This is a genomic window from Kitasatospora sp. NPDC018619 (assembly GCF_044391605.1).
Taxonomy (GTDB): domain Bacteria; phylum Actinomycetota; class Actinomycetes; order Streptomycetales; family Streptomycetaceae; genus Kitasatospora.
Map to the genome: position 1 here is coordinate 35,711 of NZ_JBISAI010000034.1, position 22,316 is coordinate 58,026.

The window sequence follows — 22,316 nt, forward strand, 5'->3', positions numbered from 1 at the left end:
CGAGAATCGTGATGAGGAGAGCGACCCGCCATGCGCACTGCCGTCGTCGTCGGCACCGGACTGATCGGCACCTCCGCCGCGCTCGCGCTGACCGCTCGCGGGCTGACCGTCCACCTGGAGGACGCCGACCCGGACGCGGCCCGCACCGCCGAGTCGCTCGGGGCGGGCACCACCGACCCGGTCGACGGCCCGGTGGACCTGGCGATCATCGCGGTGCCGCCCGCGCTGGTCGGCAAGGTGCTGGCCGACTGCCAGCGCCGCAACCTGGCGCACTGGTACACCGACGTCGCCAGTGTGAAGGCCGGCCCGGGCAGCGAGGTCGCCGAGCTCGGCTGCGACACCGTCCACTACATCGGCAGCCACCCGATGGCCGGTCGCGAGCGCTCCGGCCCGCTGGCCGCCCGCGCCGACATCTTCGAGGGCCGCCCCTGGGTGCTCACCCCGACCGCGGACACCGACACCGAGACCCTCAACGCCGCGCTGGAGCTGGTCGCGCTCTGCGGCGCGGTGCCGATCGTGATGGACGCCGCCGAGCACGACCGGGCGGTGGCCCTGGTCTCGCACGCCCCCCAGCTGGTCTCCTCACTGGTGGCGGCCCGGCTGGAGAACGCCGACGACACCGCCATAAGGCTCTCCGGCCAGGGCGTGCGCGACGTCACCAGGATCGCCGCCTCCAACCCCGGCATGTGGGTCGACATCCTCTCCGCCAACGCGGGAGCGGTCGCCGACGTCCTGGAGGGGGTCGCCCGCGACCTCGACGAGACGGTCACCGCGCTGCGCGCCCTGGAGGCCGCCGAGGAGAGCGAGCGGCGGGCCGGCGCTGCCGGGATCGAGGCGGTCATGCGCCGCGGCAACACCGGCCAGGCCCGGATCCCCGGCAAGCACGGTGCGCCGCCGACCCGGTACGAGACGGTGGCCGTGGTGCTGGGCGACCAGCCGGGCGAGCTGGGCCGGCTGTTCGGGGAGGTCGGCGACGCCGGGGTCAACATCGAGGACGTCGTCATCGAGCACTCGACCGGGCAGCAGGTCGGCTTCGTCCAGCTGTCGGTGGCGCCGGCGGCGGTGAAGGGGCTGACCAGGGCGCTGCGGTCGAGCGGCTGGAGCGTGCGGGACTGACGGGCGGGCGGCCGGGCCGGTCGGGGCCGGTCGGGTTCTGCAGGACGGACGGGCGGCCGGCGCGGGGTGGGGCGGGCGGCGGAGCCGGTCACGGCGGCGGTCCATTAACCTTGAGGGAGACAATCCCGGCCGTCCGCCTCCCAGGCTCCGGCTCCCATGCTCAGAGAGAGGTTCGCCCGTGGACACTGCCGACCGAGCGCACGCCCCGGTCGTCGTCGCCATCGACGGACCCTCCGGCTCCGGCAAGTCGACCGTCTCGCGGGCGGTCGCCGCCCGGCTGGGGCTGAGCTTCCTGGACACCGGCGCCATGTACCGGGCGATGACCTGGTGGATGCTGGCCAACGACGTCGACGTGGACGACGCGGAGGCGGTGGCCGTCGCCTGCGGCAAGCCGGTGATCGTCTCGGGCACCGACGCGGACGGCCCCACCATCACGGTGGACGGCCAGGACGTGTCCGGCCCGATCCGCGGCCCCGAGGTGACCGCCAAGGTCAGCGCCGTGTCCGCGGTGCCGGCCGTACGGTCCCGGCTGGTGGAGCTCCAGCGCGGCTGCGCCGAGGTCGCCGAGCGCGGCATCGTCGCCGAGGGCCGGGACATGGGGACGGTGGTGTTCCCGGGCGCCACCGTCAAGGTCTTCCTGACCGCCTCCGAGGAGGCCCGGGCCGCGCGCCGGGCCGCCGAGCTGCGCGCCAAGGGCGTCGACGAGGCGACCATCACCGCGATGGCCGCCGACCTCGCCCGCCGCGACGCCGCCGACTCCTCCCGGAAGACGGCCCCGCTGGTCCAGGCCGCGGACGCCGTCCTGGTGGACACCAGCGCCCTCACCCTGGAGCAGGTGATCGACCGGATCGCCGGACTGGTGGAGGAGCGGGCCGGACTGTCCTCGGTCTGACCGGCCGACGCCGGTCGCGGGTGCGGCCGGCCGGAGCGGACCGGTCCGCGCGGGAACGGTCCGCGTGGGACCGGCCCCGAACCGGAGCGGCCGGAGCTCCTCGGTCCGACGAGCTCGGGCCACAACGAGTGAACCGCGGGCCGCCGAGGCGCCGCGGAAACAACCATCGCGCTGCCCCGAACGGGGCAGGTACGCACGGCACGCCCCTGGGAAGGGCCGGGCCGGGAAACGGAACAGACGAACATGACCGCAGAGCACTCCGCCGCCGATCTCGGCGGGCTGGACGCCGCCGACTACGCCGAGTTCATGGCCCTCGCCGCCGAGGAGGGCATCGACCTCGACCTCGACGCCGAGGACGGCGCCGAGCACGTCCGACTGCCGGTGCTGGCCGTGGTCGGCCGCCCGAACGTCGGCAAGTCGACCCTGGTGAACCGCATCATCGGCCGCCGCGAGGCCGTCGTCGAGGACAAGCCGGGCGTCACCCGCGACCGGGTCACCTACGAGGCCAGCTGGAACGGCCGCCGCTTCAAGGTCGTCGACACCGGCGGCTGGGAGATCGACGTCCTCGGCATCGACGCCATGGTGGCCGCCCAGGCAGAGCTGGGCATCGAGCAGGCCGACGCGGTGCTGTTCGTGGTGGACGCCAAGGTCGGCGCCACCGACACCGACGAGGCCCTGATCAAGATCATCCGCCGGGCGGGCAAGCCGACCGTCCTGTGCGCCAACAAGGTCGACGGCCCCTCCACCGAGGCCGAGGCCGCCTACCTGTGGTCGCTGGGCCTGGGCGAGCCCTACCCCGTCTCGGCCCTGCACGGCCGCGGCTCCGGCGACCTGCTGGACGCCGTCATGGCCGCGCTGCCCGAGGCCCCGCCGCAGACCTTCGGCGACGCCGCCCCCGGCGGCCCGCGCCGGATCGCGCTGATCGGCCGGCCCAACGTCGGCAAGTCCAGCCTGCTGAACAAGGTCGCCGGCGAGGAGCGCGTCGTCGTCAACGAGCTGGCCGGCACCACCCGCGACCCGGTCGACGAGATGATCGAGCTCGGCGGCAAGACCTGGAAGTTCGTGGACACCGCCGGCATCCGCCGCCGGGTCCACCTGACCGCCGGCGCCGACTTCTACGCCTCGCTGCGCACCTCCGCCGCGCTGGAGAAGGCCGAGGTCGCGGTCGTCCTGATCGACGCCAGCGAGACCCTCGCGGAGCAGGACACCCGGATCATCTCGATGGCCGTCGAGGCCGGGCGCGCCGTCGTCGTCGCCTACAACAAGTGGGACCAGCTGGACGAGGAGCGCCGCTACTACCTGGAGCGCGAGATCGAGCGCGACCTCGTCCAGGTGCAGTGGGCCCCGCGCGTCAACGTCTCGGCCAAGACCGGGCGGCACATGGAGAAGCTCGTCCCGGCGATCGAGACCGCGCTGGAGGGCTGGGAGACCCGCATCCCGACCGCGCGCCTGAACGCCTTCCTCGGTGAGCTGGTCGCCGCCCACCCGCACCCGATCCGCGGCGGCAAGCAGCCGCGCATCCTGTTCGGCACCCAGGCGGGCACCCGGCCGCCGCGCTTCGTGCTGTTCGCCTCGGGCTTCCTGGAGGCCGGCTACCGGCGCTTCATCGAGCGCCGGCTGCGTGAGGAGTTCGGGTTCGTGGGGACGCCGATCTCGATCTCGGTGCGGGTCCGGGAGAAGCGCAAGAAGAAGTAGTAAGGGAGAGCGTCGGGTCGGTTACCGCCGACCCGACGGCCGGAGGGCCTCGCCACGGTGGTGGCGGGGCCCTCCGGCGTGTGCCGGCCGGGCCCTCCGGCGTTTCGGGGGGTGGGGTGCGGGGCCGTGCTGCGGGGCGGGCGTCAGCGGTGGTCGACGGTGGGGCCCGGGGGGAGGGAGAGCATCTGGCGGTGGCGGCCGCCGGTGGACGGGGCGGGGGCGAGACCGGTGGCCGTCCCCATCACCGGGGCGGGCGCGGGCGGCGCCGGCGGGGCGGGCGCGGGGACCGGCAGCGGGGCGGCGCCCAGGTAGCCGGCCGCGACCCACCCCTGGCCGTTGGTGAACTGGGGGGAGGCCTGCTCCTGGGCGCGGGCCGGGGGCACGGGGCCGGTGCCCTCGGTGGCGGGGCGGGGGATGGCGTGGTGGCGGCCGGTGCCGGGGTTCGCGGTCCGGCCGCCGTCGGGGTGGCTTCCGGTGTGACTGCCCGTGTGGTTGCCCGGGTGAGGAGCGGGGTGGGCGCCGGCGTGGTGGCCGGTGTGACCGTGCTGCGGGGCGGCGCCGTGGCCGGAGCCGTGCTGCTGGGAGCCCGGCATGAACTGGGGGAGGCCCGGCACCTGGCCCCCGAAGGTGTGGAAGGCCTGCTGCTGCGGCGGGTACGAGCGCTGCTCGCCGAGCACCGGGTAGCCGTCGCGGACGGCGAAGCCGGTGAACGCCAGGTCCTCCTCGCCGGTGCGGTCGCCGGGCAGGGCGCGGAAGAGGCGCCGGTACTCGGAGTACAGCTCGTCGTAGATCGGCGTCGCGGAGTGCGGGTGCTCGGCGTCGTACGAGGGGCGCATGCCCGGGATCGAGCGCGAGGCGGTGGCGGACCGGCCGGGGGACGCGGAGACGTCGTAGCTGTACACGTAGGGGCCAACGAGTGAGAGGGGCGGGGGATGCGGGCCGCGGGTGCGTGGGCGCCTCCACGCGCCGGGGTGCGGAGGGGGTGGGTGCGCCGGGGTGCGGCGGATGCGCGGGGCGGGCTCGGGCGTCCGGGCGTCGGCTCGGGCGTGCGGGGCGCCGGGGGGCGCCGAGGGGCGCACGGGATGGGGTGGGCGCGGCGGAACGCGTCCGCCGGACGGCGGCCGTGGGGGTGGGCGGCCGCCGCCCGGCGGGTCCGGGGGCGCAGGCGGATCAGGTCCCGGCGAGCGGGAGGGAGGCGGCGACCACCTGGCCCAGGGCCACCGCCCGTTCCAGCGCCTGGCGCAGCAGGTCCTCGCGCGGCTGCCGGCCGACCATCCCGGCCGGTACGGCGTACATCGTCACCTCGGAGAGCTGGCTCGCCGCCATCCGCCAGGCGTCGGTGACCTGGAGCGGCTGGTGCGCCTGCCACCAGCCGGTGCTGCCGCCGGCCGCGGCGGGCTGGAGGATCGCGTGCAGCTTGCCCATCGCGACCAGGACGGACCAGCCGGGCAGCTGCTCCGGGGTCTCGTCCAGGTCGGTGACGGGCTGGAAGCCGGCGTCCTGGAGCAGGTCGAGGAACTCGTCCTCGCCCGAGGTGGAGCCGGGGCGGCCGACCGGCCCGGTCGGCTCGACCACCAGCGAGGCGTGCCCGACCTTGCCGTGCAGGACCAGGCCGCAGGTGATGCCGAGGATGGCGGCCTGGCCGGGGGCGGGCTGGGGGGTCGGGGAGGGCGCGGCGGGCGCCGCCTGGGCCGGTGCGGGGGCGCCCGGTGCGGGGACCCCCGGCAGGGGGGCGTCCGGCACGGTGGAGGAGGGCGGGGTGCCCGGCTGGGACTGGCTGATGCTGCGGACGGCGCCCGCCAGCTGCTCCTCGGAGACCGGGACGACCTGGGAGGGGATGCAGCGGGCGTGCGCGAAGGCGAGGACGGCGGTCTCATCGCCGACGAACAGCACGGTGCTGGTGGGCTCCACGTGCGTGTCGCCGGGGGTCCGGCAGGAGGTGCACTCGTAGCTGTCGGGGGCGCGGTCGCCGCCTAGCAGGCGGTCGGCCTCGTCGTCGCCGATCTCGGACCGGACCTCGTCGCTGACGTCGAGCATGCGCGGCACGGGGGTCTCCTCGGATGGGTGCGGGTGGCGTTCGGGGGCGGACACGGAGAGGTCGCCATGCCCAACGGGCCCTTGTGTCAGGCGTCACGGGTGCCCGTCGAGGCTGACGGGAATTGCCTCGGATCCGACCGCACCCCGTGTTCTCCTGGTCGCAATCTGTCGAAGTCGGTGCCGGGACTGCCGGAATCCATGAGTGAGGTGAGTCACGGGTTTCGGATGTTTGATCTAGGAATCGACGGTTAAATCGGACATTCCGGACATGATTCCTTGGTCGTTACCGCTGGTAACCCCGGGCTGAGCTGGGCAGACCCCCAAGGTTTTGGTTTCCCGGGCGACCGGCTCGTAGCTTCTTGGTCGGCGCAACGAGCGCCACCCGGGCTCACCCCCGACGCACAGCCCCCCGGTCCGCCGGGCGCGGCAGGTGCCCGCCGACGCGATCGCTCGAACAGGTCGCCGGCGAGCGGCTGGGTGGCCGGGGCGGCAGGGGCACGTCCGACACGTGCACGGCCGTCCGACGGACGCGGCAAGCGATCGCGGCCCCTCCGGGGCCTGGTTCCGCATGCCCGCCCGGGGCTGTCGAGAGGAACCCCATGACTTTCCGTAACGAGATCGCCGCTGCCACCCCCTCCACCGCCACCAAGCGCAACCGCGTGCGGATGGCTGTCGTCGCGGGCGCCGCTGTCGCGGCCCTGCCGGTGGCCGGCCTCGTCACGGCCACCTCGGCCTCCGCCGCCTCCGTCTCCACCTGGGACGCCGTCGCCCAGTGCGAGAGCGGTGGCAACTGGGCCATCAACACCGGCAACGGTTTCTACGGCGGTCTGCAGTTCACCTCCAGCACCTGGGCCGCCTTCGGCGGCACCGCCTACGCCCCGCAGGCCAACCAGGCCACCAAGGCGCAGCAGATCGCCGTCGCCGAGAAGGTCCTCGCCTCGCAGGGCCCGGGCGCCTGGCCCGTCTGCTCCGTCAAGGCCGGCCTGACCAAGGGCGGCGCCCCGGCCGCCGTCGACACCTCGGCGGGCTCCGCCTCGGGCTCGACCGCCGCCAAGCCGGCGCAGGCCCCGAAGGCCGCCGCCAAGCCGGCCGAGGCCCCGAAGGCCGCGCCCAAGGCCCAGGCCGCGCCGAAGAACGACGCCGTCGCGCCGAAGGCCGCCCCGAAGGCTGCCCCGAAGGCCGACACCCAGAAGGCCGCGCCGAAGGCCGACCAGGGCGCGAAGTCCTGGAACCGCTCCAACGACGCCAAGCCGGCCGCCAAGGGCGGCTACACCGTCAAGGCCGGTGACACCCTGAGCTCCATCGCCGCCGCCCAGGGCCTGGACTGGCACGACCTGTACCAGAACAACGCCAAGGTCATCGGTGGCAACCCGGACCTGATCTTCCCGGGCCAGACCCTCAGCATCTGAGGTCCTCCGGCGTGCTGAGGCCCTGACGGGCCCGGCTGCCCGACACGCTCGGTCGCGCATCGCGTGCCCGGCTTCCACGGCCGCTTCTCCGCCGCGCGGGTTCTCCCGCGGGGCGGGGGAGCGGCCGTCGGCGTTTCGCGGTGTCCCGTGGGGCGGTCGGCGTCATTCGGAGCAGCGGGCGGGCGGTGTGTGCACGGGGAGCCTAGGGTCGGCTGCCATGGAGCAGTCGTGGGACGGGCGCCCCGGCGGAGGGCGAGCCCTGGCGCGGGTGGCAGCCGTGACGGCGGCCCTGCTGGTCGTCGCGTCGGGCGGGGGGCGGGCCGGAGCGGCCGTCCGGGTCGCCGACCTGGTGTGGGACGAGCTCGCCGACTGCGAGAGCGGCGGCGACTGGCGGGCGGACACCGGCAACGGCTACTACGGCGGCCTCCAGATCCGGCCGTCCACCTGGGCGGAGTCGGGAGGGCCGCGCTTCGCCGACCGGCCGGACCACGCGAGCCGGCGGGAGCAGACGACCGTGGGCGAGGAGATCGTGCGCCGCCAGGGGTGGGAGGCCTGGCCCTCCTGTGCGCGGAAGCTGGGGCTGCTCGGAGGCGCGCCTGCGGCTGGGGGCGGTGGCGGTGGTGCGGGCTCTGGTGGCGCGGGTGGTGGCGGTGGTGCGGGCTCTGGTGGCGCGGGCGGTGGCGGTGGTGCCGCCGGAGGGACCGGGGGCGGTGTCGGGTCCGGGGGGTGAGGCGGGCTCGGTCGGGCCCGGTGCGGGAGGATGGTGGGGTGATCCAGGGCGAGCTGTTCGGCGGCGGCGAGCCGTCCGGCGACCGCGGCGGGGCCCCGGGGGCGCGCGGGCGCTCCGAGCCGGCGCCGGGCGCCGTGCTGCTCCCCGGCTGGCTGGACCTCGACGCGCAGCGCCGCCTGGTCGCCGCCTGCCGCGAGTGGGCCCGTCCGCCGGCCGGTCTGCACGCGGTGCGGATGCCCACCGGCGGGATGATGTCCGTCCGGATGGTGAGCCTGGGCCTGCACTGGTACCCGTACGGCTACCGGCGGGTCGCCGAGGACGGCGCGCCGGTCAAGCCGTTCCCGCCGCTGCTCGGGGACCTGGCGCGCCGGGCGGTCGCCGAGGCGTACGGGCCCGCGCCGGGGGAGGTCGCGGGTGCGGCGTCGTACGCGCCGGACGTCGCGATCGTCAACCACTACGCGCACGGCGCGAAGATGGGCCTCCACCAGGACCGCGACGAGCGGGCGGACGCGCCGGTGGTCTCGCTCTCGCTGGGCGACGGCTGCGTCTTCCGGCTCGGGAACACCGAGACCCGGACCCGGCCGTGGACGGACCTGGAGCTGCACAGCGGCGACCTGCTGGTGTTCGGCGGCCCGGCCCGGTTCGCGTACCACGGGGTGGTGCGGACGCTGCCGGGGACGGCCGACCCGGCGTTGGGGCTGGTCGGGCGGCTCAACATCACGGTGCGGGAGTCGGGCCTGGAGGTCTGAGTCGTGCGGGGCCGGGTTCCGTGGAGGTCTGGCTCGCGGGGGCGGGTTCGGTGGAGGTCTGGCTCGTGCGGGGGCGTGCCGCTCCGGTGGTCCCGGTCGGCGAGGAGCGCCCGGCCGTCACCTGTTCGCTTGATCGACAACTCGTTCGAGTGAACCGAGGGTTGCGAACCGCTGTGCGGGAATGACCCCGGTCGCCAGAGGATTCGAGTGAGCTGGAGAATTCGTTCGGAGTCCCGAAAGGAAGCGTGCGCATGGGTACCCCCGTCGACGACCTCGTCGATCTGCTCGACCTCGAACAGATCGAACTCAACATCTTCCGCGGGCGCAGTCCCGAGGAGGCGCTGCAAAGGACGTTCGGCGGCCAGGTCGCCGGGCAGGCGCTGGTCGCGGCGGGGCGCACGGTGGACGGCGAGCGCCCGGTCCATTCGCTGCACGCCTACTTCCTGCGCCCCGGGGTTCCCGGCGTGCCGATCGTCTACCAGGTCGACCGGCTCCGCGACGGCCGCTCCTTCACCACTCGCCGGGTGCTCGGCATCCAGGGCGGCCGGTCGATCTTCGCGCTCACCGCCGACTTCCACAGACCCGAGGAGGCCGGCATCGAGCACCAGTACCCGATGCCGCCCGTCGCCGCCCCCGAGGACCTGCCCAGCGCCCTGGACGAGGTGGGCTCCCGGCTCGGCGAACTCCCCCCGTTCATCAGCCGCCGCCAGCCCTTCGACATCCGCTACGTCGACCGGCTGCGCTGGACGAAGGAGGAGTTGGAGGGCGTCGAGGCGCGCAGCGGCGTCTGGCTGCGCACCAACGGCGCGCTGCCGGACGACCCGCTGATCCACGTCTGCGCCCTCACCTACGCCAGCGACATGACGCTGCTGGACGCCGTCCGCGCCCCGGTCGAGCCGCTGTGGGGCGAGCGGAACTTCGACATGGCCTCGCTCGACCACGCGATGTGGTTCCACCAGCCGTTCCGGGCGGACGACTGGCTGCTCTACCAGCAGGAGTCCCCGATCGCGCACGGGGCGCGCGGCCTGGCCCGCGGGCAGATCTTCGACCGGCAGGGCCGGCTGGTGGTGTCCGTGGTGCAGGAGGGGCTGTTCCGTCCACTGAAGCGCCGCGAAGGGGAGGCGCACGAGGGGTAGGAGTGTGACGAGGAGCTGTGCGACGGGCAGGTGGGTGTCCGGAGCCGTGCGCCGTGCGGCGCCCGGTGGCTTCGCGTGGTGCCCTGTGTCGGCGCGTTGCCACCGTGTTGCGGTTTCGGTGACTTCCGGCCGACGGGAATGAGCCGTCCGGGCGGACGGCGTTGTGGATGACCGAGACGGGCGGCCCGAACGGCGGGCCGTCCGAGGATCGAGCGGGACGGTGGACGGATGACGGAGACGGCCGCAGAGGACTGGAAGCACTGGAGCGAGGGCCGGGCGGCGTCGGTGAGCGCGGAGCACGGCCAGCTCGCCCTCACCGGTACGCACTGGCTGGAGCCCGAGCCCGCCGAGATCCCGGGCCTGCCCGGGCGCTGGTGGGCCGATGCGGAGGGCGTCCGGGTCCGGGCGGCGGCCGCCGACGGCATCACGGTCGACGGCGCCGGTACGCCCGTGGACGGCGAGGTACTGCTGCGCCCGGACACCGATCCGGCCGCCGACACGGCCACGCTCGGCCCCCTGCTGCTCGTCCCGATCGAGCGCGAGGGCGAGCTCGCCCTGCGGGTCTTCGACCCGGCCGCACCCCGCCGGACAGCCTTCGCGGGCATCTCCGCCTACCCGTACGCCCCCGAATGGGCCGTGCCCGCCGTCTTCACCCCGTTCGAGGACGGCGACGCACGCTCCGTCGTGGTCCCGAACGCCGACGGCCGGGAGCGCCCGCTGGCCGTCTCCGGCCAGATCGCCTTCACCGTCGCGGGCGAGCACCGCACCCTGACCGTGAGCCGGTCGGGCGACCGGCTCAGCGGCGTGATCGCGGACACGACGAGCGGCATCGACACCTACCGCTTCCGCTTCATCACCCTGCCGGCGCCCGACGGGGAGGGCCGCACCGTCCTCGACCTCAACCGGGCCTACCTGCCGCCGTGCGCCTTCTCGGACCACTTCATCTGCCCGTTCCCGCCGCCGGGCAACCGGCTGGACTTCGCGGTGGAGGCGGGGGAGCGGCAGGTGTTGAGCCGCTAGCGGGCGGGGGCGCTGCGGGGGCGCTGCGGGGCCGGGCGGGGCTCTGCGGGCCAGGGCGGACCCCGGTGCGGGGCCGCCCGGGGGTGGAGCGGAGCATGTGGGTCATGTCAAAGGATCAACAATCCACGTCGGCGCCCGCGTCTCCCTCTTCCTCCCCCTCTTCCCCCTCCTCCGCCGAACCCGAACCGGATCCCGGGCCGGACGGTGGCGCCGGCTCCCCCTGGTACCGGCGGGCCTTCGCCGACCTCAGCCCGCTTCGGGACCACCCCGACTACCGCCGGGTCTGGGCCGGGCAGGCCGTCTCCTCGGTGGGCCAGCAGATGACGGCCGTCGCCGTCTCCGTCCAGGTGTACGACCTGACCGGCTCCGCCTTCGCGACCGGTCTGGTCGGCATCTTCTCCCTCGTCCCGCTGGTCGCCTTCGGCCTCTACGGCGGCGCGATCGCCGACACCGTCGACCGGCGCCGGCTCGGCCTGCTCGGCGCGGCCGGTCTGGCAGCCGTCTCCGCCGTCCTGGCCGCCCAGGCGCTGGCCGGCCTCGGCCTGGTCGCGGTCCTGTATGCCGCGGTGGCCGCGCAGGCCGGCTTCTTCGCGATCAGTTCGCCCGCCCGCTCCGCGATGATCCCCCGCCTGGTGCCCAGCCACCAGCTCCCGGCGGCGAACGCCCTGAACACCGTCAGCATGAACCTCGGCCTCACCGTCGGCCCGATGCTCGGCGGCGTGCTCATCGGCGCCTACGGAGCCCAGGCCGCCTACCTGGTCGACACCGTCGCCTTCACCGGCACCCTCTACGCGATGTGGCGCCTGCCCGCCATGCGCCCGCACGGCGAGCGCAAGGGCCGTGCCTCCGTGCTCGACGGCCTCCGCTTCCTGCGGGACCAGCCCAACCTGCGCACCAGCTTCCTGGCCGACCTGGCCGCCATGGTCTTCGGCATGCCGCGCGCCCTCTTCCCGGCCATCGCGGTCACCTTCTACGGCGGCGACGCCGGCACCGTGGGCCTGCTGGTCTCCGCCCCGGCCGTCGGCGCCCTGGTCGGCGCGCTCTTCTCCGGCTGGGTCGGCCGCGTGCGCCGCCAGGGCATCGCCGTCCTCGCCGCCGTCGCGGCCTGGGGCCTGGCCATAGCGGCCTTCGGCGCCCTCCACAACCTCTGGCTCGGCCTCCTGCTGCTCGCCGTCGCCGGCTGCGCCGACACCGTCAGCATGATCTTCCGCAACACGATGATGCAGGTCGCGGCCCCGGACGAGATGCGCGGCCGCCTCCAGGGGATCTTCATCGTGGTGGTGGCCGGCGGCCCCCGCCTCGGCGACTTCGAATCCGGCACCGTCGCCGCCCTCACCAACCCCGCGACCTCCGTGATCACCGGCGGCCTCGCCTGCGTCGCCGCCGTCCTCCTCCTCGCCGCCCGCCGCCCCGCCTTCCTCACCTACGACGCCCGCCACCCCACCCCCTGACCCACCCCGCCCCCGAACCTGGCAGCGAGCACCCCCCGACGTGCTGTATTGTTTTCCACGTCGCCGGGCAACCGGAGACGAGGTCGAGAAGCCCGCAGCAGAGCCCCCAGGCCCCGCTGCAGGCGCCGAGACCACGGGACGTGGCGCAGCTTGGTAGCGCACTTGACTGGGGGTCAAGGGGTCGCAGGTTCAAATCCTGTCGTCCCGACGTGAGTCGGAAAGGCCGTTGGCCGGGTTAACGCCCAGGTCAGCGGCCTTTTGCGTGACGTGGCGTCAGGTTTGATCGACACTCGTTCGCATACGGTTGGGGACCGGTTGGGGGTCAAGTGGACCCGGAGTGGTCGAATCCGGGGGGCGAGACCCCCTTCAAGGGGTGTTTTCGGCCCCGAAATTGACTACCCACGGTGACCAATGCTGAATCGTTACCAACGACTTTTCGACACCTCACGACGCAATTCGGCCATGTTTTCGCGCAGTTGAGCGACCGCCTTCGAATCTGTCAAGACGTCAGCCGATTTCGTGACCTCGCGCCCAAGGCATCGCCCGGAACCGTCCGGATACCTCCGAGGGCTCGGACCAGGCCCGCTTGCGGCTCGCGATCGTCTACGCACGGTGACGATCGCCGAGACGGTTTGAAAGCGAGAGCCGACCCGGGGGTCACGAGTGCGGAGGCCACGGATCATGCCAGGCCGCAGTCCCCCGGCCCGCCCGGATCACTGACTTGCACCTGCTGTCCGAAGGCGAAGACCCTCACCCCGAAACCCGCCTCGGCGCCGATACCCTGCGCGTCCTGCCCGTCTACACCGCAGACAGCCGGACATGGCTCAACCGCCGAGCCACCCAACCGCTGCCCGACCGGACCGACCCCGCCACGATGCACCGCCTCGTGAACCTCAGCATCCCTGTCCGCGCCGCCCTCCTCGACGCAGCGAATCCCGCCACAGACCCGCCACCCACCTGGAAGAACATCGCTGCCCTATGCCACCTCCGGCTCCTGCCCCAACCGATGAACAACACCGCCCCCCAGCCGTACCGAGGCAGCCACCGCGATCTCATCGTCCACCCCACCCTCGGACTGGTCAGCCAGGCACACAGTCAAGACCTCGATCCTTGACAAAGAAACAGCAAAGCGGCCGAAACCTTGCAGGTCATCAAGTGCTCTCGCGGCGTACGGAGATCGGCCGTCGACGAGCACACCGAGGGCCGCTCGCTCGGCGTGCTCTCCCGGCGTACGGAGATCGGCCGGGGATCGTGGAATCGGACCTGATGCGGACGCGGTGCTCTCCCGGCGCAAGGGGAGATCGGCCGGCCACGGTTCAACCGCCTGCCGCCGCAGAGGCGTGCTCTCCTGGCGCACGGAGAACGGCCGGCGTGCCGAAGGGGTGTGTTGTCGTCCCAGCCACGTGTGCGGGGGTGGGCCATCTGCCAGGTGATGGTGAGGACGGACGGGAGCGCCTGAGCACACTCCCGTCCGCGTGGGGTTCAGTCGCCCGACGAGATGTCGAACTGGTTGAGCCAGTGGACGTCGCCCTTGCCCGCGGTGGCGACGACGTCGGCGGTGAGCCAGATGAACGTGGGGAGGAAGTCGTCGCCGAGCTGGTCGGCGGCTTCGTTGACGGTGACGCCGGACGCGCTGGGGTGACGGATGATGCCGGCGAGGTGCATGACCTTGCGGCCGTTGGCGGTGCCGAGCGATTCACGGACCCAGTCGACGGCCGCGGTGGCGTCGTTCGGGCTGAGTCCCGTTTCCGCGGCCGCCCGAGAGCCAGCCCGGGAGGGCGCCGAAGAGGAGGGAGGCCATGAGGCTGGCGGCCTCCTCGCCTTCCGTCGCCGCCGCCCGGTCGATGCCGAGTACGAAGCGCATGGCGATCCGCGGATCATGCCGGTCGATGATGGCGCTGATGACGTTCCGCAGGCTTTCCAGAGGGGCGTTGGGCTCCGGTTGTTCTGGCTGCGAGCGGTGACCGCGCTGGTGCGCCTTCACGGCGTCGGAGAACGCCTGGACCTCGGTGGCGCTGAACAGGTGCCGGGTATCCTCGGTGACCACATACCCGAGGTCGCGCCGGGCGTGGACGAAGGCCGGATCGATCCCGGCCTGTTCGGCGATCACCGCCATCTCGCCGAGCATCCCGGTGATGCGCTCCTCGGGCGGGGCTCGTCGGCGTCCGGGTCGAAGAACAGAGGGTCGTCGGGACCAGGCTCACGCCCGAACTTCTCCCGGAAACGCGCCAACTGACGCTGAACGGCGTCCTGGAGGCCTTGTCCGGTCTGGCTGTCGGGATGCCAAGAGACTCCGTCGCCCACGTCGGTGCGACGGCGCTGCACGAAACGCGGGTCCAGGTGCCGCTCGGCGACGGTCCGGGCGTGTGCCTCGCTGAGACCCTCTTGCCGCCGCATCTCAGCCGCCCTGGTGCGGGCCGCGTCCCGTTGGCGCCGCGACTCCTTGTTGGACATGGCAACTTCCTCTTCCCCGGACTCGGCTGCACGGAGCCTAGCGGCACAACCGGAAGCTCCGCGCAGCCGAGCAGGGAGACCTCCGTGTGCGTTGACACGGAGGTCTCCCTGAACAGCCGGGACGGGTTGGTGTCAGCTGGTCAGGGCGAGTTGGCGGATCTGCTCGACCTCGACCTTGGGGCCGGGCAGGCCGCGGGTGGCGTTGATGTAGGCGGTGAGCTGGGCTCCGGCGCGCTGGATGGAACGGAGGTCGGGGTGGAGGTAGCGCTGGGTGGTGGTGAGCTGGCCGTGGCCGGCGATGCGCATGAGGACGTGGGGTGGGACACCGGCGTCGGCGAACCAGGTGAGGGCGGTGTGGCGAAGGTCGTGTCGGCGTAGGTACTCAAGGCCGAGGCGGAGGACGACGTCGTCCCAGCGGGTGGCGTCGCGGAGGATCGCGGTGGTGACCCGGCCGCCGAGTGGCCCGGTGAACAGCCGGGCGTCAGGCCGGTTTCCGACGGTGGGCTTCACTCTCAGGCGCCAGCCGGCCAGGTAGGGGTCGTGGGTTTTGAGAAACCAGAGATCCCCATGTTCACAGCACCTGAGTCTTCCGGCCTGCGGCCCAACCGGCCAATACATATTCGAAGCGGAAGGATCCCCGGCGGTACTTGACGGCTTGGATTCCCCAGAATGATCCGGTTGACATGACCTTCGACGACGCCCGAGCTCCACGGCGGTGTCAGGCCGGCCGTGACGGCGGCGAGGTCGCGTTCGAAGCCCGCGCCGGTGGCGAGCTGCGGGTGTCTGCGCTGAACGGCCGCGCCTACTCGGGTCAGGGGTTCCTCAGGGACGAGATCAGGGGCAGCCCGGAGGTGTGGATCCCGCACACGGCCCTAGCGTCGGTGCGGCGGGTGACCGATGCCGTCGACCGATGTCCCTATGGAAAAGGCGAGCGAGTGTTCCGGAACAAGGCTCTACCGGCACGGGGTTCGAGCCCGGCCTTCGTCAGTGCGGAGAGGGTGGGCGACATTGTCCGCCTGGCAGCCGTGCACAAGGCGTACGGCCGCGGCGACAACCGGGTGCAGGCGCTCGACGGGGTGGACGTCGACTTCGAGGCGGGCACCTTCACCGCGATCATGGGCGCCTCGGGTTCGGGCAAGTCGACGCTGCTGCAGTGCGCGGCGGGCCTCGACCGGGTCGACGCAGGCCGGGTCCTCCTCGACGGCGCGCCGCTGCACGAGTTCTCCGAGCGCGCCCTGACCGAGCTGCGCCGTCAGCACATGGGCTTCATCTTCCAGTCCTTCAACCTGATCCCTGCGCTTACTGCCCGACAGAACGTCGAGCTGCCGCTGCGGTTGGCCGAGCAAAAAATCGACCAGAGGGCGATCGACCGGGGACTGGCCGAGGTCGGCCTCGCCGAGCGTGGTGAGCACCGACCCGCCGAGCTCTCGGGCGGTCAGCAGCAGCGGGTCGCCATCGCGCGTGCGCTGGTGACCAGGCCGAAGGTGATCTTCGCGGACGAGCCGACCGGCGCACTGGACTCGCGCACCGCGCGGGAGGTCCTGGCGCTGCTGCGCGGCGTCGTCGAGGAGCACGGGCAGACGGTGATCATGGTCACGCACGACCCGGTGGCAGCTTCGTACTCGCAGCGGGTGGTCTTCCTCGCCGATGGCAAGGTGACCGGCGAGCTTCTCAAGCCGACGGCCGAGACCGTGGCCCTGCGGATGGCCGCGCTGGAACCCGGCGAGAGCGAGACGGACCCATGCTGAAGATCGCCGTAGCCACCCTGCGCCACCGTTTGATGGGCTTCGTGGGCGCCTTCCTCGCCCTCGCGCTCGGCACGACGATGATCGGCATGATGACGCTGACCCTCGCGGCTACCTTCGGCACGCCACACCCGGGGCCGCAGCGGTTCAAGGAAGCCCAGGTCGTGATTGCGCCGCAGGGCTTCGAGGGGCGGACGATGAAGGCCCCGGCGGTGCTGCCGGCCGAGGTCGTGGCGAAGGTGAGCGCGGTGGGCAAGGCCACGCCCGACCGCAGCTTCCCGGTGCAGCTGAACCCCGGTTCCGCAAGGACGACCGGTCACCCGTGGTCCACGGCCGCCTTCGCGGGCTACCACTTGGTGGCCGGGCTTGCTCCGCAGGCCTCGGACGAGATCGTCATCGGCGGCGGCGACCGATCGCTGATCGGGCGTCAGGCCCAGGCCAGTACTGCCATCGGGGTCGGTCACTACCGGGTGGTGGGGGTCACCGACGCTCTCTGGTTCGAGAGCGCGGTCTTCTTCAGCGATGCCGAGGCCGAGCACCTGTCGCCCGGCGTCAACGCCCTGGTCACCGACCAGAACGCCGAGCAGCTGTCCGGCCTCGTGGCCGGCCAGGCCGTGGTCCTCAACGGTGACGACCTGAACCGGCTCGACCCGGACTCCACCGGCGGCGCCCAGGCACTGGCCAACGCCCAGGCGATGGCAGGCAGCACGACAGGACTCGCGGTGTGCGTCGCGGTGTTCGTCGTCACCGCGACCTTCGCCTTCGCCACCGAGCAGCGCCGCCGTGAACTGGCACTGATGCGGCTGGTGGGCGCCGCGCCCCGGCAGGTGCGGCGCATGGTGCTCGGCGAGGTACTGCTGATCGGCCTGGCGGCGGCAGCCTGCGGCTGCGTCCTTGCCCCGCTGTGCACTGTGCCGCTGCGCTCCTGGATGCTCGACCACGAGGTGGCCCCGTCCTGGTTCACCATCCCCTTCGACCCCCTGCCGCTGCTGCTCTCCTTCGTCATCGGCGTGGCTGCGGCGCTGGCCGGCTCGGCCGCCACCCTGGTCCGTGTCTCGCTGGTCCGGCCGATCGAGGTGCTGCGCGAGAGCGCGGTGGAACGCCGCGTGATGACGCCGACCCGCTGGCTGCTGGGGATCGGGATGCTGACCGGCGCGGTCGTCGTGGGGATCGTCATCGGCCGGACCGAGCCGTACCTGGCGGCCAGCGCCCGCAAGTACGAGGTGGTCCCGGTCCTGTACGTCGGCGCGGTCGCCCTGCTGGCGCCGGCCCTGCTGCGGCCGGTCTCCCGGCTGCTGATCCGCCCGCTGCGCGGCTCGGCCAAGGCCGGACCGGTGCTGGTACGAGAGAACGTCCTCACCTCCCGGCGGCGTACGGCCGCCACGGTGGCGCCGATCGTGGTGGCCGTCGGGCTGGTCGCCACCCTGCTGACGATGCAAAAGTCCGGTGACGCCGCGGTCCTGGTCCGCCAGCAGCAGGAGGTCCATGCAGCCGATGTGGTGGTGCCCGGCGGTGCAGGGATCGACGCGCGGGCGCTGGAGAAGCTGGCGGCCGTGCCCGGGGTCCGGGTCACCGCGGTCACGTCGATGAACATCCGGATCGGCACCGCGAAGGGCGACCAGATCGACTCGCTGAGCACGAAGGCGGTGCCCGCGGCGGCGCTGGGCACGACCATCACACCGCCCGTGGTCTCCGGCTCGCTCACCTCGCTGCCGGACAACTTTCTGGTCATCGACGAACACGCCGCCCAGTCCGACAGTCTCTCGGTGGGGGACCAGGTGGTCACCCTACTGCCCACGGGCACACGGGTGACCGCCGTCATCGCGGCGGTCGTCGCACGGGGCCTGAACGGTGACGATACCTACCTGTCAGCGTCGCTGACCGGCGCACTAACGCCAACCCAGGTCTACCTCGACTCCTGGACGGGCGCGGGGCTGCTTGACGCGCAGCAGACGGCCGCGGTGAACCGGGTGCTGGCCGGCTCCGGCGCGCACGTCACGAGCTACGACGCCTACCTGGAGGCCCGGCGCGCGCACGCCGCAGAGCAGACGGACAACGCCGCGGTGGTCATCTTGGGGATCGCGCTGGCCTACGCGCTGATCGCGGTTGCCAACACCCTGATCATGACGATGGCCGGGCGGCGGCGCGAGTTCGCCCTGCTCGGACTGGCCGGCGCTGTGCGCGGCCAGATTGTGAAGGTGGCAGCGGCTGAGTCGGCGGTGGCGGTAGTCGTCGGCACCGTCCTCGCCGCCGTGGCGACCGGCCTCGCTGCGGTGACCCAGCACGTCTCGCTGAACAAGCTCGTGAGCGGCGCGCCGACGGTGATCCCGTGGGCCCAGATCGGTGGGACCATCGCGCTCTGCGCCCTCGTCGCCGTGGTCACCGCGTCGGGAGCGACCTGGCGGGCAACCCGCCGACGGGCGATCGAAGCCGCAGGCATCCGCGAGTAGGGCACGGCCGGTACCAGGCGCGGGCCGCTGGTTCGTTCCGTGAGCCGGAGGTGCGCGGACTGGACCGTTTTCGAGTGGACGTCAGGACAGGGTGTCCCGCGGTGCGGCCGTCACCTGTGTGGTCCGCACGATACGCCCCGGAGCGGTGGCGATCGTCTGCTCGTCGCGCGTCCTGGTGAGGACAGGGATGACCTGGGTGGGGCGGTACACGGTCTCCAGGAGCGCGAAGCGCTGCAGGTCGGCCACGCTCGTGCCAGGTGTACCGCGAAGGTGCTGGAGCAGGATGCGGCGCAGCGGGCCGGTGTCGGGTTCGAGGGCGAGCTCCGGGACCTGCTGGCGGGGGCACTTGGGGTTGCGGTAGCGGAACCTCGGTACCGCGCTCGCCGGCATCGTCCCGTGGTCCCTCGGCGGCCCGTTCGAGGTCAGCCGGACCTTCACCCTGGTCACGTTCGCGTACAGCCTGGCCACCGCGGCCGCCGCCGTCCTGTTCGGGCAACTCCTCCAGACCCGCAGAGACCTGGAGCGGCAGATGGTCGAGACCGAGGAGGCCAGGGAGCACGAGCGGATCCTGCACGCCCAGACCGTGCTCGCCCGCGAACGCGCCCAACTGGCCCGCGAGATGCACGACGTGGTCTCCCACCAGGTCAGCCTGATCGCCGTGCGGGCCGGGGCCCTCCAGATGTCCACCCGGGACGAGGACGCCGAGGACGCCGCCCGCACCATCCGCTCCCTGAGCGTCACCACGCTCGACGAGCTGCGCACCATGGTCAGGCTGCTGCGCGCCTCGGGAGGCCGCGCCACCGAACCGACCCCTCAGCCCACCCTGGCCGACCTGCACCGGCTCGTGGACTCCAGCGGCATCGAGACCCGCCTGACCGGCGACCTGCCGCCCGACCTCGGCGCCTCCGCCCAGCGGGCCGTGTACCGGACGGTCCAGGAAGCGCTGACCAACGCCCGCAAGCACGCCCCCGGTGCCACCGCGACCGTCGAACTCTGGCAGGACGGCACCGACGTCGGGGTGACCGTCACCAACAGCGCGCCCGCCCGCCCCTCCCTCGCTCTGCCCAGCTCCCAGCAGGGCCTGATCGGCCTGCGTGAACGCGCCGAGATCCTGCACGGCACCCTCGAAGCCGGCCCGACCACCGAGGGCGGCTACCGGGTCAGCCTGCGCATCCCCCTCACCGCCAACGGCGACTGATCAGTCGGGCGGCTCCAGATCGCGCATGCGCAAGGTGCAGTTCCGTGTCGTCCGTGGATGCCGGCCAGGGCAGCACCGCGAGAACCGGATCCGGCGCCTGACCGGCAAGGCCTGACGGTGCGCTCCTGGTGTGTGTGCGGAGTCCGGCACCGCCAGGCGGGCGACCGGCATGGCACTGGTGGCTCCCACGATGAGGCGCTCGCCGATGAGGTGCGGGACCAGCAGTGCCACCGTGCCGGCCGGCCAGTCGACCGCGACCTGGTAGGTGGCGATGACGGCCGCCTCCCACCAGGTCAACGGATCGCGCGCCCGTTGCGTCAGGGCGCGCACGACGCTCGTCGGAAGGCGCGCCTGCGCCTGGCTCTCCCCCGGGCCGGCGCCGGGTGGCCGGGTCAGGAGTCGGTCCGGCGGCCGGTCGCCCCGGCCAGGCTCCTGGGGCGCAGGTCGGTCCAGTGCTGCTCGACGTAGTCCAGGCAGGACTGGCGGCTGTCCTCGGGGCGGGCGGTTCGCCAGCCGGCGGGCGCCGGCAGGGCGGCGGGCCACAGCGAGTGCTGGCCCTCGTCGTTGACCAGGACGAGGAAGCGGCCGTCGGGGTCCTCGAAGGGGCTCGACACGGTGAGGTGTTCCTTTCGTTCCGGGGTGCGGCGGGTCCGGGGCATGCCGCTGCCAACGCTCGGAGAGGAGGATCACTGCCAGCCTGCCTCCGCACCGCTGCGGGCCGCCACGTCTTTAAGGCGGGGCGAAACAACGGAGGTGGGAGGCGGGTGGCGGGGCCGGGGAGCGAATGGCTCCGGATGTCCAGGGGCAGTTTTCTGCACCCCAAGACGGCAGCCCACCCCCCTGCCCCGCCGGTCGGGCCGGGCTAGGGTTCGCTGTGCGAAAACCCGGAACCCGACAATCCCTTTGCGGTCGAATCTGTTCGCGCCTCCCCACCAGCCGCCATGGTCAACTGGACTGCACAGTGGGGTTGTTGACCTATCGTGAGATGGCGTGGAAGCATGAACAGATCAACTTGTGGACGAATGACGTGGCCTGGTAGAACGTTCACATCGTTCACATTGTGAAGAATTCCGGTGGGTCGTCGATGGTTGCCGGCTCGATCCGGCGGCTTGACCCGTTCAACCCCTCCGTCGTCGGACGGAGGGGTTGCTTCGGGGTGGAGTGGTGGCTGCAGAAAGGTTAACTCACAGAAGATCGGAAGAAGCGCAGAGCTGTCGTTTGCCATTAACGGGGGTGGGAGAGTGACACGTCTTATACTGTCGTCTGCGAGTCTTGCGAAGACGCGAATCCTGGACGAGCCGGACGAGCTCGTGGAGACGCTTCTCGCACTGGAGTTGCTGGGTTCCGGAAGAGGTAGCCAGGAATTCGCGCCATGGCGGGCGCACGCCCTGGCTTCACCTGGTCTCCGGGCCCTTTTCAAGCTGACACCGACCCTGCGCCCGCTCCCGGACATCCACGACATCGTCAGGCGCGCGATCGGCCGGGAAGGCGCCGCCGAGGGGCAGCCGGGTGAATCCGGCGCCCGAATCCTCCGGGAGGTCAGGGAGTTCTACCGGCACGCGATCGCCCCGTACTGGCAGCGCAATGGCGGCAGGCTCGCCATCGACCGTGCGGCCCGCGGCCAGGTCATGCTCAGCGGCGGCATGGAGAAGGTGCTCAGCACCCTGCACCCCACCGTGCACTGGGAGTCACCCGTCCTGGAAGTTCCCGGTACGGACGGCGAGTTGAAGATCGGCGACGACGGCCTGCTGCTGGCGCCCTCGCTCTTCCTGCACTCGCGGGCGCCCGTGCTCCTGAACGGCTCGTCGGGGGCCGGCACGCCGGTGCTGGTCTACCCCATCCCGGTGAAGCAGAAGTTGATGGCCGCCATCTGGGCGGACGACCCCGCCCAGGACAACGCGCTCGGCGCACTGCTGGACCGTACCCGGGCCGCCGTCCTGCGAGCCCTCGCCGACAGTTGCAGCACGACCGAACTCGGCAACCGGGTGGGCATCTCCGTGGCGGCGGCCAGCCAGCACGCGTCCATCCTGCGGGGCGCCGGGCTGGTGACGACCCTGAGGTCCTACAACACGGTGACGCACACGCTCACCCCGCTGGGCAACGCCCTCCTGCGCGAGCAGCTCATCGCCTGAGCGGGGCCGGGGGGGGGGGGGGGGGGGGGGGGGGGGGCGCGCCGCCCCCCCCCCCCCCCCCCCCCCCCGCCCCCCCCCCCCCCCCCCCCCCCCCCCCCCCCG

21 protein-coding genes, 1 tRNA gene and 1 pseudogene are annotated in these 22,316 nt (G+C 72.8%); 15 read left to right on the forward strand and 8 right to left on the reverse strand.

The genetic code is table 11. The features are described from left to right. The first annotated feature begins 30 nt into the window (after window positions 1–30). From ACH5AR_RS32660 to der, 3 genes are all read left to right on the forward strand, one after another. Window positions 31–1,116, forward strand: coding sequence for a prephenate dehydrogenase (locus ACH5AR_RS32660; RefSeq protein WP_396305145.1), 1,086 nt, complete (start codon window positions 31–33; stop codon window positions 1,114–1,116). 178 nt (window positions 1,117–1,294) lie between these two features. Then, entirely contained in the window at window positions 1,295–2,008 is a 714-nt protein-coding gene (gene cmk / locus ACH5AR_RS32665; protein WP_396305146.1) for a (d)CMP kinase, read from the forward strand. Between the two features lie 243 nt (window positions 2,009–2,251). Next, window positions 2,252–3,703 (forward strand): ribosome biogenesis GTPase Der, encoded by a 1,452-nt coding sequence (gene der, locus ACH5AR_RS32670; RefSeq protein ID WP_396305147.1) that lies wholly within the window; start codon window positions 2,252–2,254, stop codon window positions 3,701–3,703. A 143-nt stretch (window positions 3,704–3,846) separates the two neighbouring features. On the opposite strand, the gene ACH5AR_RS32675 is transcribed toward der, so the two are convergent. Beyond that, window positions 3,847–4,605, reverse strand: coding sequence for a hypothetical protein (locus tag ACH5AR_RS32675; protein ID WP_396305148.1), 759 nt, complete (start codon window positions 4,603–4,605; stop codon window positions 3,847–3,849). Between the two features lie 268 nt (window positions 4,606–4,873). Continuing rightward, the gene (locus ACH5AR_RS32680; protein WP_396305166.1) at window positions 4,874–5,740 is read right to left on the reverse strand and encodes a hypothetical protein; all 867 of its coding nucleotides are present in this window, start codon (window positions 5,738–5,740) and stop codon (window positions 4,874–4,876) included. A 599-nt stretch (window positions 5,741–6,339) separates the two neighbouring features. On the opposite strand from ACH5AR_RS32680, the gene ACH5AR_RS32685 reads away from it, so the two are divergent. The 8 genes from ACH5AR_RS32685 (at window position 6,340) to ACH5AR_RS32720 (ending at window position 13,349) form a co-directional block, all read left to right on the forward strand. Further along, window positions 6,340–7,149, forward strand: a complete 810-nt coding sequence (locus tag ACH5AR_RS32685) for a transglycosylase family protein (protein WP_396305149.1) — start codon at window positions 6,340–6,342, stop codon at window positions 7,147–7,149. 217 nt (window positions 7,150–7,366) lie between these two features. Then, a complete protein-coding gene (locus tag ACH5AR_RS32690) occupies window positions 7,367–7,879 on the forward strand; it encodes a transglycosylase family protein (RefSeq protein WP_396305150.1) in 513 nt (170 codons plus the stop codon). Between the two features lie 134 nt (window positions 7,880–8,013). Beyond that, window positions 8,014–8,628, forward strand: coding sequence for an alpha-ketoglutarate-dependent dioxygenase AlkB family protein (locus ACH5AR_RS32695; protein WP_396305167.1), 615 nt, complete (start codon window positions 8,014–8,016; stop codon window positions 8,626–8,628). Window positions 8,629–8,879: 251 nt separating this feature from the next. Beyond that, a complete protein-coding gene (locus ACH5AR_RS32700; protein ID WP_396305151.1) occupies window positions 8,880–9,764 on the forward strand; it encodes an acyl-CoA thioesterase in 885 nt (294 codons plus the stop codon). 228 nt (window positions 9,765–9,992) lie between these two features. Continuing rightward, window positions 9,993–10,784 carry a DUF1684 domain-containing protein gene (locus ACH5AR_RS32705; RefSeq protein ID WP_396305152.1) on the forward strand — a complete coding sequence of 264 codons (792 nt, stop codon included), beginning with the start codon at window positions 9,993–9,995 and terminating at the stop codon, window positions 10,782–10,784. 104 nt (window positions 10,785–10,888) lie between these two features. Continuing rightward, the gene (locus ACH5AR_RS32710; protein WP_396305153.1) at window positions 10,889–12,235 is read left to right on the forward strand and encodes an MFS transporter; all 1,347 of its coding nucleotides are present in this window, start codon (window positions 10,889–10,891) and stop codon (window positions 12,233–12,235) included. A gap of 134 nt (window positions 12,236–12,369) precedes the next feature. Further along, a tRNA-Pro gene (locus ACH5AR_RS32715) sits at window positions 12,370–12,443 on the forward strand. 513 nt (window positions 12,444–12,956) lie between these two features. Further along, window positions 12,957–13,349, forward strand: coding sequence for a hypothetical protein (locus tag ACH5AR_RS32720; RefSeq protein ID WP_396305154.1), 393 nt, complete (start codon window positions 12,957–12,959; stop codon window positions 13,347–13,349). A gap of 368 nt (window positions 13,350–13,717) precedes the next feature. Here the strand turns inward: ACH5AR_RS32720 and ACH5AR_RS32725 are convergent, their stop codons facing one another. The 3 genes from ACH5AR_RS32725 to ACH5AR_RS32735 all read right to left on the reverse strand — a co-directional run bounded on the left by ACH5AR_RS32725 (window position 13,718) and on the right by ACH5AR_RS32735 (window position 15,199). Beyond that, window positions 13,718–13,900 (reverse strand): hypothetical protein, encoded by a 183-nt coding sequence (locus tag ACH5AR_RS32725; protein ID WP_396305155.1) that lies wholly within the window; start codon window positions 13,898–13,900, stop codon window positions 13,718–13,720. A gap of 31 nt (window positions 13,901–13,931) precedes the next feature. Continuing rightward, window positions 13,932–14,363: a hypothetical protein gene (locus tag ACH5AR_RS32730; protein ID WP_396305156.1), complete on the reverse strand. Its 432-nt coding sequence runs from the start codon at window positions 14,361–14,363 to the stop codon at window positions 13,932–13,934. Between the two features lie 458 nt (window positions 14,364–14,821). Continuing rightward, a complete protein-coding gene (locus ACH5AR_RS32735) occupies window positions 14,822–15,199 on the reverse strand; it encodes a tyrosine-type recombinase/integrase (protein ID WP_396305157.1) in 378 nt (125 codons plus the stop codon). A gap of 497 nt (window positions 15,200–15,696) precedes the next feature. Here ACH5AR_RS32735 and ACH5AR_RS32740 point away from each other — a divergent pair, with 497 nt between their 5' ends. Further along, a complete protein-coding gene (locus ACH5AR_RS32740; RefSeq protein ID WP_396305168.1) occupies window positions 15,697–16,437 on the forward strand; it encodes an ABC transporter ATP-binding protein in 741 nt (246 codons plus the stop codon). After that, window positions 16,431–18,884, forward strand: a complete 2,454-nt coding sequence (locus ACH5AR_RS32745; protein WP_396305158.1) for an FtsX-like permease family protein — start codon at window positions 16,431–16,433, stop codon at window positions 18,882–18,884. Before ACH5AR_RS32740 ends, ACH5AR_RS32745 begins: the two co-directional genes overlap by 7 nt. Before the next feature lie 81 nt (window positions 18,885–18,965). On the opposite strand, the gene ACH5AR_RS32750 is transcribed toward ACH5AR_RS32745, so the two are convergent. After that, window positions 18,966–19,352 carry a hypothetical protein gene (locus tag ACH5AR_RS32750; RefSeq protein ID WP_396305159.1) on the reverse strand — a complete coding sequence of 129 codons (387 nt, stop codon included), beginning with the start codon at window positions 19,350–19,352 and terminating at the stop codon, window positions 18,966–18,968. On the opposite strand from ACH5AR_RS32750, the pseudogene ACH5AR_RS32755 reads away from it, so the two are divergent. Beyond that, window positions 19,261–20,082: pseudogene (locus tag ACH5AR_RS32755) on the forward strand (sensor histidine kinase); the annotation flags it as partial. The gene ACH5AR_RS32750 and the pseudogene ACH5AR_RS32755 sit on opposite strands and share 92 nt — an antisense overlap. Here the strand turns inward: ACH5AR_RS32755 and ACH5AR_RS32760 are convergent. Then, entirely contained in the window at window positions 20,083–20,412 is a 330-nt protein-coding gene (locus ACH5AR_RS32760; protein ID WP_396305160.1) for a hypothetical protein, read from the reverse strand. 62 nt (window positions 20,413–20,474) lie between these two features. After that, a complete protein-coding gene (locus ACH5AR_RS32765) occupies window positions 20,475–20,696 on the reverse strand; it encodes an MbtH family protein (RefSeq protein ID WP_396305161.1) in 222 nt (73 codons plus the stop codon). A 696-nt stretch (window positions 20,697–21,392) separates the two neighbouring features. Here ACH5AR_RS32765 and ACH5AR_RS32770 point away from each other — a divergent pair. Then, window positions 21,393–22,214 carry an ArsR/SmtB family transcription factor gene (locus tag ACH5AR_RS32770; RefSeq protein ID WP_396305162.1) on the forward strand — a complete coding sequence of 274 codons (822 nt, stop codon included), beginning with the start codon at window positions 21,393–21,395 and terminating at the stop codon, window positions 22,212–22,214. Window positions 22,215–22,316: the final 102 nt, after the last annotated feature.

Excerpts from the sequence above, each read along its gene's own strand:
- ACH5AR_RS32660 (WP_396305145.1), top strand. The coding sequence starts at position 31 with ATGCGCACTGCCGTCGTCGTCGGCACCGGACTGATCGGCACCTCCGCC.
- ACH5AR_RS32700 (WP_396305151.1), top strand. The coding sequence starts at position 8,880 with ATGGGTACCCCCGTCGACGACCTCGTCGATCTGCTCGACCTCGAACAG.
- der (WP_396305147.1), top strand. The coding sequence starts at position 2,252 with ATGACCGCAGAGCACTCCGCCGCCGATCTCGGCGGGCTGGACGCCGCC.
- ACH5AR_RS32710 (WP_396305153.1), top strand. The coding sequence starts at position 10,889 with ATGTCAAAGGATCAACAATCCACGTCGGCGCCCGCGTCTCCCTCTTCC.
- ACH5AR_RS32680 (WP_396305166.1), bottom strand. The coding sequence starts at position 5,740 with ATGCTCGACGTCAGCGACGAGGTCCGGTCCGAGATCGGCGACGACGAG.
- ACH5AR_RS32705 (WP_396305152.1), top strand. The coding sequence starts at position 9,993 with ATGACGGAGACGGCCGCAGAGGACTGGAAGCACTGGAGCGAGGGCCGG.
- ACH5AR_RS32730 (WP_396305156.1), bottom strand. The coding sequence starts at position 14,363 with ATGCTCGGCGAGATGGCGGTGATCGCCGAACAGGCCGGGATCGATCCG.
- ACH5AR_RS32685 (WP_396305149.1), top strand. The coding sequence starts at position 6,340 with ATGACTTTCCGTAACGAGATCGCCGCTGCCACCCCCTCCACCGCCACC.
- ACH5AR_RS32725 (WP_396305155.1), bottom strand. The coding sequence starts at position 13,900 with ATGCACCTCGCCGGCATCATCCGTCACCCCAGCGCGTCCGGCGTCACC.
- ACH5AR_RS32690 (WP_396305150.1), top strand. The coding sequence starts at position 7,367 with ATGGAGCAGTCGTGGGACGGGCGCCCCGGCGGAGGGCGAGCCCTGGCG.
- ACH5AR_RS32745 (WP_396305158.1), top strand. The coding sequence starts at position 16,431 with ATGCTGAAGATCGCCGTAGCCACCCTGCGCCACCGTTTGATGGGCTTC.